A 13,389-nucleotide genomic window follows, 5' to 3' on the forward strand; every position below is an offset into this window, starting at 1 on the left:
GGGCGGTCGTTGTCGACACTGAAGGGCGTCCCGGCCCGCGATGATCCACGCTGCGGGGACGCCCTTCGCCGGCGCGCCGGATCAGGCGAAGTCGAACAACGGAGGGAAGACCAGCACCACCACCCACGACCAGGCGAAGTAGACCGCCAGATACCGCGTCTGCCAGCTTTCCAGCCGGCCGAACGGCATCCGCCCGCGCAGGAACCCGACGAACAGCCACGCCGACCAGGCCAGGTTGGTCAGCAGGATCAGGTTCTCGCCGAGGGCCGCGCTCTTGTTGGGGGTGAACCCGAACCCGGTGATCCGGCCGGTGATCGCCGCCAGCACCAGCATGTCGATGAGCAGCGCGCAGACGACCAGCCCCAGTTGCAGACGGTCGAAGACGCCGGGCTTCGCGGTCAGGTCGCGGGAGGAGATCGCGTACAGCAGGAGGCCGAGGACGACGACGAGCAGCAGGTTGAACAGGATCAGCGCGTCGCGATCCACGTCGATGCCGTTGTTGGTCCAGATGGCGGCGACCAGGAACGCCAGCAGGGTGACCGCGAACAGCGGCGTGAACACCCGGGTCAGGACCGGCGCCATGTTCTCGATGACGCTCTGCTTCGCCTCGACCAGCCAGGCCGCCACGACGACCGCGGCGATACCGCCGCACGGCACCATCCAGTGCTCGATGAAGTGGCTGGGGTGCAGGCCGATGGCGTTGAAGGTGCCCGCGGTGAACGCGATCAGCACGCCCCCGCCGAGGCAGATGAGCACGAAGTAGATCGCCCATTCGCCGGTGAACCGGATGAAGTCCATCCGCAGCCGGCTCGACCGCCAGTCACCACCGGTGTACGCGAGCCCGACCACCAGCCACAGCGCGATCGGCAGGTGGATCGCGGTGAGAGTGATCGAGAACGAGTCGTCGGCAAGCCGGAACGCGTTCGCGCCCACCGCCCCGACGGCGAACAGTGCGGCCACGATCCCGGCCAGGCGCAGGCCGGCCCGGCGGCGCCAGATGAAGTAGCCGGCCAGTGGTACCAGCGCGAACAGGCTGAGATTGGTCACGTAGAAGTTCTCGGCCGCGTCGAAGGCGTCCGGGATCTTGATGCCGATCGCGGCGAGGACCGCGAACAGCACCATCATCGGCACCTCGCGGCGGGTCCGTGCGGCGGCCGGGGTGCCGGCGTCGCCGGGCAGCACGAGTTGCTTCCACAACCGTTCGGAGTGTTCCCGGGCGAACTCGCGGGACAGCTCGTCGAGGCTGCCCATCCGCTTGACCGCGATCAGGAACGCCTCGTCGGCGTGCAGACCGGCCTCGATCAGATCGCCGATCCGCTCCCGCAGATGGTCCTCCAACTCGGCCGCGTCGTCGTCGTGCAGTTCGGGCCGGCGCTGCATGTAGGCCCGCCATGCCGCGATCTGGCGTTCCAGATCGCTGTCGTTGTCACTCTCGACGGTCAATGCCCTGTCTCCCAAAGCGGCGTCATGGTCGGTGTGCTGTTCCAGACACCCCGCAGCGCGTCGACGACGGTGTCCCACTGCCGGCGCTGCTCGGCGAGTTCGGCCCGGCCCTGCTCGGTGATCCGGTAGTACTTGCGGCGGCGCCCCTCGGGCGGGCTCTGCCAGGACGACTCCACGTGCCCGAGCCGTTCCAGCCGGTGCAGCAGCGGATAGAGCAGCCCTTCGGTCCACTCCAGCCGCCCGCCGGACAGGTCGTTGATCTGCTTGAGGATCGCGTACCCGTAGCTCTCGCCCTCGGCGAGAATGCCCAGCACCAGGGGGGTCGCCGACGCGGCGACCAGGTCTTTGGCGATGCGCACACGGCCTCCTTACCTAGAACTGCAAGGCATAGTAGTTCTAGGTATCAACCCTTCGCTACCGCGTGGGTCCGGCTGCGCGATTCCTTCACGCTTCCTTTGCGGGTACGCCACAAAAGCCCCGCCGCTGCCATGATCTCGACGCGGCCCCGCTCCACCGGCCGCCCCGGATTCAGTGGCACGACTCCGGGACAGGGGAACTAAACGGGTCCCTTTTCGAACTTGGTCAGCGCCCCCGTCATCCTCTGACCGATGGCCGCCTTCGGCGCCTACGTCATGAGCAACATGGCCGCCCAGCTCGTCTACCTCGGCGACGGGCGCACCGCAGCCGAGATGGCCCACGCCGCTGCCACCTCCACCCGGCTCGGGCATGGCCCGTTGCTCGCACGGATCTACACCACACAAGCCCGCGGACACGCCCTCGCCGGCGACATCAACGCCTGCCGGACCGCCCTGGCCCAGGCCGAACACGCGACCGGCCATTTCGGCAACACCCCCGCATGGCTCGGCGCCTCCAGCCCCGCGCACCACGCCGGCTCCGCCATGCACTGCTTCCACGACCTCGGCCTGCACGCCGAAGCCGCCCGGCACAGCCTCTCCGCTCTCGACCTCCCGCACGACAGCGCCCGGGCTCGAGCCCTGCACGAAATCCTGCTCGCCCGTGTCCACCTGGGGCTGCGTGACATCGAACGCTCCTGCGATACCGCCCGGCGAGCGCTGCGCGCCGCCGTACGGCTGCGGTCGCGACGCCTGCACGATCGGATCCGGGAGTACGCCATCGAACTCAGGCCGCACCAGCGTCATCCCGCGGCACAAGCGTGGCGGGCAGAAGCCAGGCAGCTGCTCACCGCGGCCTAACGATCGCCAACCGGCCGGCCGGCGCCCAGCGCCCCGGTGCTGGCCTGCTCGACGAACACGCCGTTGTGCAAGTACGCCAGACCACCGGACTTCCTCGCGGACAGGGCGGCTTCGACCCGGTCGGCGGTGTTCGCCGTGAACCGCTGCCGTAACTGCGAGCGCTCGACGAACTCGACGGCGTCCAATTCCTCGGACTGCAGTGCGATTCCCGACAGATCTTCGAGGACGCCCCCATCGAACACATAGCCGAACCACGCCTTGCGGACGGTGTTCGGAGCCACCCAGTCCATCACCAGCAGCCGACCAAGATCGATGTGAAGCCCGAGCTCTTCAGCGACCTCTCGCGCGCAGCACGCATGCGGGGGCTCGGCGGCCTCCATGATGCCGCCCGGCACGTTCCACCACGCCCGATAGTTCGGCTTCACCGCCAGCACCGCGGTGCCTGAGGGGTTCGTGATCAGCGCGCTCGCCGACGCCAGAAAACTCGGCAGACTCGCATACCACTGCTCCGGCTCCAGCCACTCACCCACGAACCTCACGCTACGCGTTGCGGTGGGACCGCCACCGAGCAGGCGGTCCCACCGAGCACGAGGGAAATCACTCTGCCAGGACGATTTCTGAAGTGGAAGGGGTCGCCGACAGGAAGGTGCGGACGGCGGCGAGCCAGGCGTCCGGGTTGTCGAAGTGGGCCATGTGGGCGGCGTCCGGGACCACGGCCAGACGGCTGCTGGTGAGTTCCGCGTGCAGGCGGTGGGCGACGTCCACCGGGAAGCCCAGGTCGTGTGCGCCGTGCAGGATCAAGGCCGGGCGGGCCCACGCGCGTAGGACGTCCACGATGTCCGGCGGGGCCGCCGGGCGTAGGCGGCCGGAGGCGTGCATCTCGTTGTAGTCGCTGGTGAAGCGGACCCGGTCGAGGACCTGGCGCCACTCGTCGAGGCGGTCCAGTTGCCAGATCATCTGGGCGGCGTCGCCGTGCGCCATGGCGCGGCTGAGCGCTCCGTCCGTACCCGTCAGAAGGGGGTCGTCGAAACTGACCGGGGTGCTGAGCGCGAGGCGGTCGGCGGGGACGGGTGGCGGGTCGAAGTCGGTGTAGGCCGTCGTCGAGGCGAGGATCAGCCGGTTCACCAGGGTGGGGTGTCGCTGGACCAGGCGCATGGCGATCCGGCCGCCGAAGGAGAAGCCCAGGACGTCGGCGTTGGGGTGGCCCAGGGTGCTGATCAGGCCGGCGACCGTGTCGGCGAGCGCCTCGGGCTGCAGGCGGTCGTGTGGCAGGTCGCCGGCAGGGGGAGTGCGGTGGCTGCGCCCGCAACCGGGCAGGTCGAACAGGACGACCTGGGCGACGTCGGCGAGGGCGGCAACGGCGGGGAGCAGGAAGCTGTGATCCCAGGTGGGGCCGCCGTGGATCACCACCAGTGGCGGTGACGAGGGGTCGCCGAAGCGCCGGGTGAACAGCCGGACCCCATCGACGGTGACCGCTGGCATTGTGCTCCCCTCAGTGGACGCTCAAAACCTACTGTACATATATGTGTTGTAGGTCTCTTGTCGGGGTGGAAAACCAGTTGACGGCCCTACGATCAGGGCCGACGTCGATGGAAGGCGTCACCGGAACCGAGAAGAAGGCACCATGGTCGTCGACATCCCACCCCCTGAACTGGCGCGGCACCCCCTGCGACAGCTGGCGTCGGACCGGTGGGCGGTGGCCGGCGGCGCCACCATCGTGGTCTTCCTGCTGATCGCCCTCGCCGCGCCGCTGCTGTCCGGGCTGGAGGGCCACGACCCCTACACGTACGACCTGGACGCCGTCTCGGACACCGGCGCGCCGCTCGGCTTCGGCGGCGGGATCAGCGCCGAGCACTGGTTCGGGGTGGAGCCGATGACCGGGCGCGACCTGTTCGCGATCGTGGTGCACGGCGCCCGCACGTCGTTCCTGGTCGGGTTCGCCGCGACCGCCCTGGCGGTGCTGATCGGCGTGGCCGTCGGGCTGACCGCCGGCTACCTCGGTGGCTGGTACGACCGCCTGGTCAGCCGTTTCATCGACGTCCTGTTCGGCTTCCCCTGGCTGGTCTTCGTGATCGCCCTCGGCGCCATCGCCCCGGCGGACCTCCCGAAGCAGCTGCTGATCATCCTGGTGATCGGCCTCTTCGGCTGGCCCGGCATCGCCCGTGTCGTCCGTGGTCAGACGCTCGCCCTCAAGCAGCGCACGTTCGTCGTGGCGGCCACCGCGCTCGGCGCCGGGCCCGGTCACCTGCTGCGTCACCAGTATCTTCCGAACCTGACCTCGACGATCATCGTCTACAGCACGATGACCATCCCCGGGATGATCGGCGCCGAGGCGGCGCTGTCCTTCCTGGGCGTCGGGGTGCCGCCGCCGACACCGGCGTGGGGGCGCACCATCGGCGACGCGGTCGGCTGGGTGCAGACCGACCCGATGTTCCTGGTGTTCCCGGGTACCGCGTTGTTCCTGATCACGCTGGCGTTCAACCTGTTCGGCGACGGCCTGCGCGACGCCCTCGACCCGCGGACCCGGGGGCTGAAGCGATGACCGCCCTCAAGCGGCTCCCGGGTGTGCTCGGCACCCTGGTGGTGATCAGCCTGCTCACCTTCGCGGTGTTCTACCTGCTGCCCGCCGACCCGGCGCAGCTCTCCTGCGGGCGCCCGTGCACCCCGGACCGGCTGGCCCAGGCCAGCGCGTTCATGGGCTACGACAAGCCCTGGTTCCAGCAGTACCTGGACTTCCTCGGCGGCATCGTCACCGGTCGGCACTTCGGGGCGGGCCGGGCCGCGGTGGACTGCGCCGCACCCTGCTTCGGCTGGTCGTTCCGGCTGAACGCGCCGGTCACCCGGCTGCTGCTCGACCGGGCGCCGGTGACGTTCTCCATCGCCGGCGGCGCGGCCCTGCTCTGGCTGGTCATCGGCGTCGGCGCGGGTGTGCTGGCCGCGGTCCGGCGGGGCACCGCGATCGACCGGTCGGCGATGCTGCTCTCCACCGTCGGCGTCTCCGCACCCAGCTACCTGGTGGGCCTGCTCGGCATCCTGCTGTTCGGTTTCACCCTGGACATGGTTCCGGTCGGCGGCTACATCCCGCTGGCCGAGAGCCCGGTCGACTGGGCCTGGCACCTGATCCTGCCCTGGACCGTCCTGGCTCTGCTCAACGCGGCCGTCTACGCCCGGCTCACCCGCGGCCAGATGATCGAGGTGCTGGGCGAGGACTACATCCGTACCGCCCGGGCCAAGGGCCTGCGGGAACGCCGGGTGATCGGCCGCCACGGGCTGCGCAACGTGCTGATCCCGGTGGTCACCGTTTTCGGCCTGGACCTGGGCACCCTGCTCGGCGGCGCGGTGATCACCGAACGGGTGTTCAGCATGCAGGGCCTCGGCGCGCTGCTCATCGACGCCGTCGGCACGGTCGACCTGCCGGTGATCGTCGGCGTCACCCTCTTCTCCGCCCTGTTGGTGATCGTCGCCAACGTCCTCGTGGACCTGGTCTACAGCGTCCTCGACCCCCGTGTAGGAAAGGAAACAACCTCCCGATGAGAAGAACCCGCGGATTCACCGCCGTGGCGCTGTCCGCCATGCTCCTGATGGCCGGCTGCGGCGCGAACGCGGCGGACGACAGCGACGACGCCGGAGGGGCCGGCAAGGGCGGGAAGCTGACCGTCCTCAGCGCCTCGACCGACATCAACTTCGACCCGGCGAAGAGCCAGAACCTGGCCATCACCACGCTCGGCCTGGTGCTGCGCCGGCTGACCACCTGGGACATCCAGCCGGGCAAGACCGCCCAGGTGGTCCCGGACCTGGCCACCGACACCGGCACCGCCAGCGACGACGGCAAGACCTGGACCTTCACCCTGAAGGACGGCCTCAAGTACGCCGACGGCACCGCGATCACCACCGCGGACATCAAGTACGGCGTGGAGCGCTCGTTCGCCGCCGAGCTGTCCGGTGGCCTCGGGTACCACAAGGGCCTGCTGATCGGCGGGGACACGTACCAGGGCCCGTACACCGGCGGTGACCTCGCCTCGATCGAGACGCCGGACGACAAGACCATCGTCTTCAAACTCAAGGCCGCGTACGGCGACTGGCCGTGGATCGTGTCGATGCCCGCGTTCACGCCGGTGCCGAAGGCCAAGGACGACCCGAAGACCTACTCGCAGAACCCGGTGGCGTCCGGCCCGTACCAGGTCTCCTCCTACCAGCAGGGCACCGCGGTCACCCTGACCCGCAACCCGAACTGGGACGCCGCCACCGACAGCGTGCGCACCGGCGGCCCCGACGAGGTCGTCTTCCAGCTCGGTCAGGACGCCACCGTCGCCGCGCAGCGCCTGATCGCCGACTCCGGCGACGACCGTGACGCCTTCGGCGCCGGGTTCGTCCCGCCGGCCCAGCTCGCCCAGATCGAGCAGAACGCGAGCGCCAAGCAGCGTCTGGTCACCTCGGACGCCGGCGCCCTGTCCTACCTGGCGCTCAACACCCGGCGCGGCGCGCTCAAGGACGTCAAGGTCCGGCAGGCGATCCAGTACGCGGTCGACAAGTCGGCGTACCAGGTGGCCACCGGCGGCGCGGCCGGCGGTGACCTGGCCACCACGCTGATCACCCCGGGCATCCCCGGCCGTGCGGAGTACGACCTCTATCCGGCCGGGGAGTCCGGCGACGTCGCGAAGGCGAAGCAGCTGCTCGCCGAGGCCGGCCAGACCGCCCTCAGCCTGACGCTGCTGTCCGAGAACGACCAGCAGAGTCTGGCCGAGGCGCAGGCGATCCAGCAGGGTCTGCAGCGGGCCGGCATCACCGTGACGATCAAGCCGGCCGACGAGACCACGGTCACCGACACCCTCACCGGCGACAAGCCCGACTTCGACATCGCGGTCAGCAGCTGGCAGCCGGACTTCCCCAGCGCCAACGGCAACATCCAGCCGCTCTTCGCCACCAGCGAGATCGGCGGCGGCGGATACAACATCTCCCGCTACTCCAACGCCGAGGTGGACAAGCTGATCGAGCAGGCGCTCGCCACCACGGACCCGGCCGCGGCCCAGGCCCTGTGGGCGCAAGCGGACAAGCGGATCCTGCAGGACGCCCCGGTCGTGCCGCTGAAGTACAACAAGAACTCGTTCCTGCACGGCTCCAACGTGCAGAACTTCTTCGTGGCGGCGTTCCCGGCGTACCCGAACTACCTCAAGGTAACGCTGAAGAACCGATGACCGAGACCACCGTGTCGCCGCTGCTCGCGGTGGCTGACCTGGCCATCTCGTTCGACACCGGCGACGGTGGGCACCAGGCGGCCCGCGGTGTGGCTTTCCAGCTGCACCGCGGGCGCGTCCTGGCCCTGGTCGGCGAGTCCGGCTCCGGCAAGAGCGTCACCGCGATGTCCATCCTCGGACTGCTGCCCGGCAACGCCCGGGTCGCCGGCAGTCTCCTCTTCGAGGACGAGGAACTGATCGGCTGCGGACCCGAGAAACTGCGCGCCCTGCGTGGCGGCCGGATCGGCACCGTCTTCCAGGAGCCGATGGCGGCCTTCAACCCGGTCCTCACGCTCGGCGATCAGATCGCCGAAGCAATTCACACCCACAAGATCTTTGAGGGTACGAGCGTGAAGCTCCGCGTCCGCCAGTTGCTCACCACCGTCGGGCTCGACGACCCCGACCGCGTGGCACGGTCGTATCCGCACCAGCTCTCCGGCGGGCAGCTGCAACGCGCCATGATCGCGATGGCGATCAGTGGCGACCCCGTGCTGCTGATCGCCGACGAGCCGACCACCGCCCTGGACGTGACCGCGCAGGCCGGCATCCTCGACCTGCTGCGCGAACTCCGCGACGACCGGGGCATGGCGATCCTGCTCATCACCCACGACATGGGTGTCGTCGCCGACCTCGCCGACGACGTGGTCGTCCTCGACCGGGGACGGGTCGTCGAGACCGCGCCCGCCGGCCGGCTGTTCACGGAACCGGCTCACGCGTACACGAAGGCCCTGCTGGAGGCGGTGCCGCGCCTCGGCGACCCACGGCCGGCGCCCGAGCCGGGACCGGAGGTGGCCGCCGTCGGTGACCTGGTCGTCGAGTACGGACGGTTCCGCGCGGTGGACGGCGTCACCCTGCGGGTCGGCGCAGGCGAGGTCGTCGGACTGGTCGGCGAGTCCGGCTCCGGCAAGTCGACCGTCGGCCGGGTCCTCGCCGGACTGGTCCCGGTCACCGCCGGCACCGCCACGGTCGGCGGCGCGGACCTCACCCGGCTGACCCGGCACCCGTGGCGGCACGCCCGCGCGCTGCGCCGGCTGCGCGCCGGCATCGGCGTCGTCTTCCAGGACCCGGCGTCGTCGCTGAACCCGCGCCGCACCGTCGGCGACAGCATCGCCGAACCGCTGGTCCTGCACCGTGACCTGGACGCGGCGGCCCGGCGCGCCCGCGTCGAGGAGTTGCTCGACGCCGTCCGGCTCCCGGCCGGCCTGCGCACCCGCTATCCGCACGAGATGTCCGGTGGGCAGCGCCAGCGGGTCGCCATCGCCCGGGCGCTCGCGCTGAACCCGGCGCTGCTGATCGCCGACGAACCGACCAGCGCCCTGGACGTGTCGGTGCAGGCGCGGATCCTCGACCTGCTGCGATCGTTGCAGCGGGACTTCGGGTTCGGATGCCTGTTCGTCAGCCATGACCTGGCCGTGGTGGAACAGGTCGCCCACCGGGTCGCGGTGATGCACCGGGGCACCCTGGTGGAGGAGGGCACCTCCGGCGAGGTGCTGCACCGTGCTCAGCACCCGTACACCCGGAAGCTGCTGGCGGCGGTCCCGGTGGCCGACCCGGTCCGCCAAGCGGCCCGCAGGGTCGCGAGGACGGCAGGCGTGCCGTAGTCCCCACGGGATTGGACCGCATCTCACGCCCGGCCCTTGTCGGCAGGCCCTCCGGAGAGCCGTCCGGGCCCGGGCCGTCCTCGGTGACATCGACCCGCGATATGACCCATCAGGGATGACAGGTTGTATAGACAGGCAGGAGGAATCTTATAGATTTAGATCAATAGATGTTTTTGCATCGACTCCCGTCCTATTGACCCCGATAGGGCATCCCCGAGAGTCGATGGCGAGAAAGGAAATCACGTGCGCATCTCTCGACCTCCGCTCTGGGCGGCGTGCCTCGCTGTCGCGGTTGCGATTCCCGCGGCCGTCACCGCCGCCACGGGCGCGGCGGCAGCGCCCGGCGTCACCGGCCTCACCGCGACCGTTCAGGTCGGCCAGGTGACCGGAAGCGCACTCACCGTGCGTGTCACGGTGCGGAACACGTCATCGTCGGCCGTCGACGTACTCTCCCGGGACCTGCCGCAGGCGCGCGAGTCCACATCCGTCCTGGCCGTGACCAGGGATGGCGTGCCGGTGCCCTATCGCGGCAGGCTGGCGAAGCTCGGAGCACCGACCGCGGCCGACTACACCCGCATTCCCGCCGGCGGCAGCTACGCCGTGACCGTGGACCTGGCCGCCGACTACGACCTGTCCCGGCCGGGAACCTTCACCGTCGCTCTGGCATCGAACCAGGTGCGGGCCTTGAACCGGGCGACCGCGACCCCTCAGGACACGCTCCGGGTCGACGCCGGTCGCGCCACCGTCCGCACCAGCGCCGCCATCCGCAGCGCCGGCAAGGCGGCAAGCGTCGCGCCGACCGTCACCGAGCAGGTGAAGGTCGCCGCCGCCGCGGTCAGCATCACCTACCGGGGCTGCACGACGAGTGAACAGACCGCGCTGGCGACGGCCGTCACGAACGCCGCGACGTACTCGCAGAAATCCACGACGTGGCTCACGGCGAACCCGTCCGGTGGGGGCGCCTACGCCACCTGGTTCGGCACCTACAGCGCGTCGCGGTTCTCCCGTGTGACGTCGGCCTACAGCAAGATCACCACCGAGCTGACCACCAAGGCCCTGACGCTCGACTGCACCAGCAACGAGGACTACTACGCGTACGTCTACCCGGACGAGCCTTACATCATCTACCTCTGCAACGCGTTCTGGACGGCGCCGGCCACCGGTACCGACTCGAAGGCCGGCACCCTGATCCACGAGTCGAGCCACTTCACCGTCAACGGCGGCACCGACGACCACGCGTACGGCCAGACCGCGGCGAAGGCGCTCGCCATCTCGAGCCCTGCCAACGCCGTCGACAACGCCGACAACTACGAGTACTTCGCCGAGAGCCGCTGACCGGCGACCAGCTCGTTCCGGCACGCAGCCCGTTCCCGGGTCCTCGGGGCGTCGTGGCGAATCGTCCACGATGCCCCGGGCCGGGGACGGGCTGCGTGCCGACCGGTGGGCGTACCGCAGCCATGCCGCACCGGCAGCCGAAGATCCAGCCCGGCGAGCGGGTCCCGATGGACACGTTTCGTGGTCGGGGGCGCGAAGCCCGTCCGCGTGGTGACTTCGGGCGCGCTGGGCGCCCCAAATCACCACACCCGCGTGGGGTGTGGTGATTACGGCCGTGCTGGGCGCCCGAAGTCACCACGCTCGTGGTGGGTGTGGTGATTACGGCCGCGCTACGGGCCCCACGTCACCACACGGATGCTGTCACTCAGATGCGCAGCGCCTCGGGACGAAGCATGAGATGTGCCATCAGGTCGGTGTGGGCGGTGCTGTCCGGCGCGGCGGTGTGCACCAGCAGCCACTGATCCGGATCGGGCAGCGCCAGGATCTCGTGATCAAGGGTGAGCGCGCCGAGCTGCGGGTGGGCGAACCGGGTGCTGCCGAACATCCGATGGTGTACGTGGTGACCGGCCCACAACCGGGCGAAGGTCCCGCTGCCGAGCAGCAGTTCACCGGCCAGCTCGCAGGTGCCGCGGTCGGCGTCGTCGGCGACGGTGGTGGCGCGCAGGAAACCGACCGTCCGTTCGGCGACCTGTTCCCAGTGCGGGAACAGATCCCGGGAAGCGTCGTCGAGGAAGAGGAACCGCAGCAGATTGCCGCCACGGAGATCGCCGTAGAGAGCGACGGCCGCCGGATTCTGGTCCAGGACCTCCAGCCAGCGGCCGAGGATCAGCGCGGGCGAGCCGTGGACCGCGGCGAGCAGCCGCTGCGTACCCGGCCGGACCTGCTGGCGGGGACGGCGGCGGCGACAGTCCGCACGGCCCCGGCGGGCGGCCCCGGCCAGGGCGTACAGATGATCGCGCTCGTCGGCGTCCAGATCGAGGGCGGCGGCGAGAGCACCCAACACTGCCGGGGAGGGGTGGATGTCGCGGCCCTGCTCCAGGCGGACCAGGTAGTCCGGGCTGAGACCGGCGCGCTGGGCGAGCTCCTCACGGCGCAGTCCGGGTACGCGGCGACCGGCGCCCGCTTCCCGACCCAGGTCGGCAGGGCGTAAACGGTCACGGCGGGTCCGGAGGAAGTGGCCGAGGCCGGTGCTCTTGTCGCCCATGGTCCCAGTGTGCCCGGCCGGCGTCCGGGGAACCTGGCCCTAGAAATCCTAGGACCAGGCTCGGTCTGGTGGTGGCCGGCGCTCTCCACGACGGTGATCGGCATGACGAAGAATCTTGACGGCCGCGTCGCCGTCGTCACCGGGGCGTCGTCGGGCATCGGCGCCGCCACCGCGGTACGGCTGGCCGCCGACGGGGCCCGGGTGGCGGTGCTCGCCCGGCGGACCGACCGGTTGCAGGAGGTCGCCTCCGGTGCCGGAGCACTCGCGATCACGGCGGACGTGACCCGGCCCGAGGACCTCGACGCCGCGGCGGTGACCGTTCGCGATCAGTTCGGCCCGGCCGACCTGGTGGTCGCCAACGCCGGGGTGATGCACGTGGCGCCGTTCCTCGAACAGCAGCGCGACGAATGGGTACGGATGCTCGACCTCAACGTGCTCGGCGTGCTCGACACGGTCCGCGCGTTCCTGCCCGGACTGCTGACGGTCGCCGACAGCGGCCGCACCGCCGACCTGGTGATCGTGTCGTCGCTCGGTGCCCGGATGCACAACCCCGGGTTCGGGGCCTACGGTGCGACCAAGGCCGCGGTGTCGGCGCTGGCCCACAGCCTGCGGGTCGAGTTCGGGGCGCGCGGGCTGCGGGTCACCAACGTGGAACCGGGCGTCACCGACAGTGAACTGGGGGAGCGGATCGCCCACGACGGGTGGCGGGAGATGCTCGCCGCGCACAAGGAGGCGATGAACCCCCTGGCGGCGTCGGACATCGCCGACGCGATCGCGGACGCGGTGGCCCGGCCGCGCGGCGTCCACATCCGCGAACTGCTGGTCCACCCGACGACCCTGGCGTGATCGCTCACTGCTCCTGGACCAGGCGGCGCAACTCGTCGTCGAGATCCCGAGCCCGGCCGCCCGCCGTGATCCGGGGTGCCGGCACGACGACCACCGGGCAGGGAGCGAAACGCAGGCAGTAGCGGGCGGTACCGGGTCCCAGCCAGCGCCGGCGGCGGGTGCCGAGCACCAGCAGGTCGTCCTCGGTGAGCAGGTCGGCCAGCGCGGGACCCGGCCGTCCCCGCGGGGTACGCACGACGAAGGTGATGCCGTCCGGTGCCGGCCCGAACGCCTCGTCGATCGCCGTGCCGATCTCGGCGGCGCACGACCGCATCAGGTCGGCGGCCCACGACGGTGGCGGCTTGCTGCCGTGGTCGGGGTCCGGCCAGGCCCGCACCGCCGTGACGGCGGTGCGGCCGCGGCGCCGGGCCTCGGCGACGGCGTACCGCAGAGCGGCCAGCCCGGGGAGCGACGCGGACACTCCGACCACGATCCGGCCGCGGGGATGAGGAGTCATGTCGGCTGCCCTTTCG

13 protein-coding genes are annotated in these 13,389 nt (G+C 70.5%); 7 read left to right on the top strand and 6 right to left on the bottom strand.

Annotation, left to right across the window (positions count from 1 at the left end; translation table 11 throughout):
• Positions 1–81: 81 nt before the first annotated feature.
• Together QSK32_RS22155 and QSK32_RS22160 are read right to left on the bottom strand one after the other, a co-directional pair.
• The gene (locus tag QSK32_RS22155; protein ID WP_285473008.1) at positions 82–1,443 is read right to left on the bottom strand and encodes a permease prefix domain 1-containing protein; all 1,362 of its coding nucleotides are present in this window, start codon (positions 1,441–1,443) and stop codon (positions 82–84) included.
• A complete protein-coding gene (locus QSK32_RS22160) occupies positions 1,440–1,802 on the bottom strand; it encodes a PadR family transcriptional regulator (protein WP_045741134.1) in 363 nt (120 codons plus the stop codon). The genes QSK32_RS22155 and QSK32_RS22160 overlap by 4 nt, the downstream gene beginning before the upstream one ends.
• A gap of 249 nt (positions 1,803–2,051) precedes the next feature.
• On the opposite strand from QSK32_RS22160, the gene QSK32_RS22165 reads away from it, so the two are divergent.
• Entirely contained in the window at positions 2,052–2,657 is a 606-nt protein-coding gene (locus QSK32_RS22165; RefSeq protein WP_285473009.1) for an NsdA family TPR-like regulatory protein, read from the top strand.
• Here QSK32_RS22165 and QSK32_RS22170 read toward each other — a convergent pair.
• Positions 2,654–3,187 (bottom strand): NUDIX domain-containing protein, encoded by a 534-nt coding sequence (locus QSK32_RS22170; RefSeq protein ID WP_285473010.1) that lies wholly within the window; start codon positions 3,185–3,187, stop codon positions 2,654–2,656. The genes QSK32_RS22165 and QSK32_RS22170 overlap by 4 nt on opposite strands.
• A 67-nt stretch (positions 3,188–3,254) precedes the next feature.
• Complete coding sequence (locus QSK32_RS22175) at positions 3,255–4,139, bottom strand: alpha/beta fold hydrolase (RefSeq protein WP_285473011.1); 885 nt, start codon at positions 4,137–4,139, stop codon at positions 3,255–3,257.
• 142 nt (positions 4,140–4,281) lie between these two features.
• Here QSK32_RS22175 and QSK32_RS22180 point away from each other — a divergent pair, with 142 nt between their 5' ends.
• The 5 genes from QSK32_RS22180 to QSK32_RS22200 all read left to right on the top strand — a co-directional run bounded on the left by QSK32_RS22180 (position 4,282) and on the right by QSK32_RS22200 (position 10,827).
• Positions 4,282–5,199 (top strand): ABC transporter permease, encoded by a 918-nt coding sequence (locus QSK32_RS22180; RefSeq protein ID WP_285473012.1) that lies wholly within the window; start codon positions 4,282–4,284, stop codon positions 5,197–5,199.
• Complete coding sequence (locus QSK32_RS22185) at positions 5,196–6,191, top strand: ABC transporter permease (protein WP_045741130.1); 996 nt, start codon at positions 5,196–5,198, stop codon at positions 6,189–6,191. The genes QSK32_RS22180 and QSK32_RS22185 overlap by 4 nt, the downstream gene beginning before the upstream one ends.
• On the top strand, positions 6,188–7,852 hold the full coding sequence (locus tag QSK32_RS22190; RefSeq protein WP_285473013.1) for an ABC transporter substrate-binding protein: 1,665 nt from the start codon (positions 6,188–6,190) through the stop codon (positions 7,850–7,852). The genes QSK32_RS22185 and QSK32_RS22190 overlap by 4 nt, the downstream gene beginning before the upstream one ends.
• Positions 7,849–9,492: a dipeptide ABC transporter ATP-binding protein gene (locus QSK32_RS22195; RefSeq protein WP_285473014.1), complete on the top strand. Its 1,644-nt coding sequence runs from the start codon at positions 7,849–7,851 to the stop codon at positions 9,490–9,492. The genes QSK32_RS22190 and QSK32_RS22195 overlap by 4 nt, the downstream gene beginning before the upstream one ends.
• Before the next feature lie 243 nt (positions 9,493–9,735).
• The gene (locus QSK32_RS22200; RefSeq protein ID WP_083448868.1) at positions 9,736–10,827 is read left to right on the top strand and encodes a M35 family metalloendopeptidase; all 1,092 of its coding nucleotides are present in this window, start codon (positions 9,736–9,738) and stop codon (positions 10,825–10,827) included.
• Positions 10,828–11,191: 364 nt separating this feature from the next.
• On the opposite strand, the gene QSK32_RS22205 is transcribed toward QSK32_RS22200, so the two are convergent.
• The gene (locus QSK32_RS22205; protein WP_285473015.1) at positions 11,192–12,031 is read right to left on the bottom strand and encodes a helix-turn-helix transcriptional regulator; all 840 of its coding nucleotides are present in this window, start codon (positions 12,029–12,031) and stop codon (positions 11,192–11,194) included.
• A gap of 102 nt (positions 12,032–12,133) precedes the next feature.
• Here QSK32_RS22205 and QSK32_RS22210 point away from each other — a divergent pair, with 102 nt between their 5' ends.
• A complete protein-coding gene (locus QSK32_RS22210; RefSeq protein WP_285473016.1) occupies positions 12,134–12,877 on the top strand; it encodes an SDR family oxidoreductase in 744 nt (247 codons plus the stop codon).
• Between the two features lie 4 nt (positions 12,878–12,881).
• On the opposite strand, the gene QSK32_RS22215 is transcribed toward QSK32_RS22210, so the two are convergent.
• Positions 12,882–13,373 (bottom strand): universal stress protein, encoded by a 492-nt coding sequence (locus tag QSK32_RS22215; RefSeq protein WP_285473017.1) that lies wholly within the window; start codon positions 13,371–13,373, stop codon positions 12,882–12,884.
• Positions 13,374–13,389: the final 16 nt, after the last annotated feature.

The organism is Actinoplanes sp. NBRC 101535 (assembly GCF_030269225.1).
GTDB lineage: Bacteria > Actinomycetota > Actinomycetes > Mycobacteriales > Micromonosporaceae > Actinoplanes > Actinoplanes rectilineatus.

Coding starts and splice junctions, on each gene's coding strand:
- QSK32_RS22165 (WP_285473009.1), top strand. CDS start 2,052: ATGGCCGCCTTCGGCGCCTACGTCATGAGCAACATGGCCGCCCAGCTC.
- QSK32_RS22175 (WP_285473011.1), bottom strand. CDS start 4,139: ATGCCAGCGGTCACCGTCGATGGGGTCCGGCTGTTCACCCGGCGCTTC.
- QSK32_RS22180 (WP_285473012.1), top strand. CDS start 4,282: ATGGTCGTCGACATCCCACCCCCTGAACTGGCGCGGCACCCCCTGCGA.
- QSK32_RS22185 (WP_045741130.1), top strand. CDS start 5,196: ATGACCGCCCTCAAGCGGCTCCCGGGTGTGCTCGGCACCCTGGTGGTG.
- QSK32_RS22190 (WP_285473013.1), top strand. CDS start 6,188: ATGAGAAGAACCCGCGGATTCACCGCCGTGGCGCTGTCCGCCATGCTC.
- QSK32_RS22195 (WP_285473014.1), top strand. CDS start 7,849: ATGACCGAGACCACCGTGTCGCCGCTGCTCGCGGTGGCTGACCTGGCC.
- QSK32_RS22205 (WP_285473015.1), bottom strand. CDS start 12,031: ATGGGCGACAAGAGCACCGGCCTCGGCCACTTCCTCCGGACCCGCCGT.
- QSK32_RS22210 (WP_285473016.1), top strand. CDS start 12,134: ATGACGAAGAATCTTGACGGCCGCGTCGCCGTCGTCACCGGGGCGTCG.
- QSK32_RS22215 (WP_285473017.1), bottom strand. CDS start 13,373: ATGACTCCTCATCCCCGCGGCCGGATCGTGGTCGGAGTGTCCGCGTCG.